This window comes from Neobacillus rhizosphaerae, assembly GCF_050477885.1.
Lineage (GTDB): Bacteria > Bacillota > Bacilli > Bacillales > Cytobacillaceae > Neobacillus > Neobacillus rhizosphaerae_A.
Genome location: NZ_JBCNAC010000214.1, coordinates 1 through 2,042, shown reverse-complemented (window position 1 = coordinate 2,042; position 2,042 = coordinate 1). Strand labels below are relative to the sequence as shown.

At 34.9% G+C, this 2,042-nt stretch carries 3 protein-coding genes; all 3 read left to right on the top strand.

Annotated elements, in window-relative coordinates:
- On the top strand, positions 1 to 198 hold a 198-nt coding region (locus ABES03_RS25790), incomplete at its 5' end, for a hypothetical protein (RefSeq protein WP_430122083.1).
- 458 nt (positions 199 to 656) lie between these two features.
- Positions 657 to 860 (top strand): hypothetical protein, encoded by a 204-nt coding sequence (locus tag ABES03_RS25785; RefSeq protein ID WP_002100596.1) that lies wholly within the window; start codon positions 657 to 659, stop codon positions 858 to 860.
- A gap of 100 nt (positions 861 to 960) precedes the next feature.
- Entirely contained in the window at positions 961 to 1,830 is an 870-nt protein-coding gene (locus tag ABES03_RS25780) for a hypothetical protein (RefSeq protein WP_001198524.1), read from the top strand.
- Positions 1,831 to 2,042 lie beyond the last annotated feature (212 nt).

Here is a 2,042-nt window from a genome sequence, read left to right as displayed (position 1 = left end):
AATGATTGGTTGGACGAGTATAGCAAAGAAAGTGGTGTACCGAAAAGCACTTTAGTTCATTTAGCTTTAGAGAATTATGTGAATCAAAAGGTTATGTTGGAACAAATGCCAAAGATGCAACAAATGTTGAGTATGATGTTTGAAAATGTAACGCAGCAACAATTGAATCAAAAAGGGAATATGTTTGAGTTGAAGTAACGGTTATGTTTCGAAAATGTAGTCTTATTGATTAGGAGATGCACATCGATAAACTAAATGCGTAGTTGGTGTGGCTGAAGTTTGCCCGCCACCTACTCATTTAGAATATCCGTGCATGGGTCCCTGAACAATTAGGAAACGGCTTTTGTAATCGTATGAGTTGTAATTATTATTCACTTGGGTGAACGTTGTATGACTGAAAGGAAACCCATGGCAGTTAACTGTGTAAATGGGCACTTATTTATTAAGTGTATTCGACGGAGCCGGAAGTAGACGACTTAAGGGAGCGACATGAATGAAGTGAAGTGCAGACAGAAGGTAAGGTGACGGAGTGGACTCTCAAAGGACACGACGGCGCGTGAACTGATGGCAAACGAAATGGAATGAGTGAGAAGAGCGTACGGTCGGCGAGGTAACGGAGGTGTAGGAGCAGATTGATAGAAAGTGAGGGTAACAATTTGAAACTGACAGAAAGACAATTGAATGATTTGAAAAGAATTAGCGAATTACGTGTAAAGTTGTTTGGAGTTCCTGGTGAAAGTGTAGTTGATCCAGAGAATGTTGAGTTTTTATTGGATAATGCTATTAGTTCTTATTTAGGGCAATTAGAAATTTTTGAAGTCACGATAGAGATTGAACAGTATAATTCAATGTGTGGGTAAATTGTAGAAATGTGGCGAAGACATTTTCGGACATTCTAATAGCCGAAAATCGTGTACAAAATGACATGTTTAATAAAAAATAAGGAGCGGGATAGATTTTATGCAAGTTTATTTGGATAGGCTAATGATTAAGTATAAAGATGTAACAGAGAAACAATTTAGTGATGTTTTAACTAAAATATCGTCAAAGCAGATTTTTTTACCGAATACACCTATTAGGTCAGAACATGGGACGTCTGTTAGAGATTATCATAGAGTTATACATATTGGATATGGTGAAGGTGCAGTTTATATAGGGTGGAAACATAATTCGGAAAAGGAAAAAGATAGCTATGATATGAAAGTTGATTTTAACCCTTCTAAATTTGAAAATAACGAGTTGCAAAAAGATAGTTATGAAAAAGTGTTTGAAACCGTTTTTCATACGTTAAATGCAGTTTTGAAGTCTAATAAGCGAGTGGTTTATGGTATGGATATTGCTTTTGATATAGAGCGTCATATGAGTGATATTGTGTCTTATAGTAAAACAGGAAAGCAACAGGATAGACATAAAGGAACTGTTTATTATGGAAATAGAAATAAAGATGGATATTTGAAGATATATGATAAGAAAAAGGAGTTATATAATCATTTTAAAAGAATGATAGAAGAAGAGAATTTGACTCGTATTGAGTATAGTTGGAGAGACTCTGACGGTGTAGTGGTAGACGAAATAAGGAAGAGTCCTCCGTTTAGTATTGATGAATCTTATACATTCTCGATTTTTAATTTGAATAATGTTAAAGGGGCATTAAAAGCTTGTTTGATTTGTTATTCTAATGGAACTATGGATATGAAAGAGTTCCCTCGTAGAACTAAAGAGAGTATAAAAAAAGCCCTTGAAGAAATGGATCACTTGGCGGTGGACCCCATTCTACAGGACTGTTGGTTATCTATATTAGAAAATATTAAGAACTATACTCGTTTATGATATTAGCGTGTGCTTCTCTGTGTGTCAAGAGGGTGTCAATATGATGCTCTCTTTTTGTTTTTCTTAACTTGTTTATATTAATAGCGGATAGAGTCCCACTTTTACATTGTTCTGGTGTATCTTAGTGTTGATATTGTGTTTAAACTGATGTTATATTTATGTAGTACGATATACAAGAGGTGATTAGATGAGTGAAATGGTTCGTGTTAATA

Excerpts from the sequence above, each read along its gene's own strand:
- ABES03_RS25780 (WP_001198524.1), top strand. The coding sequence starts at position 961 with ATGCAAGTTTATTTGGATAGGCTAATGATTAAGTATAAAGATGTAACA.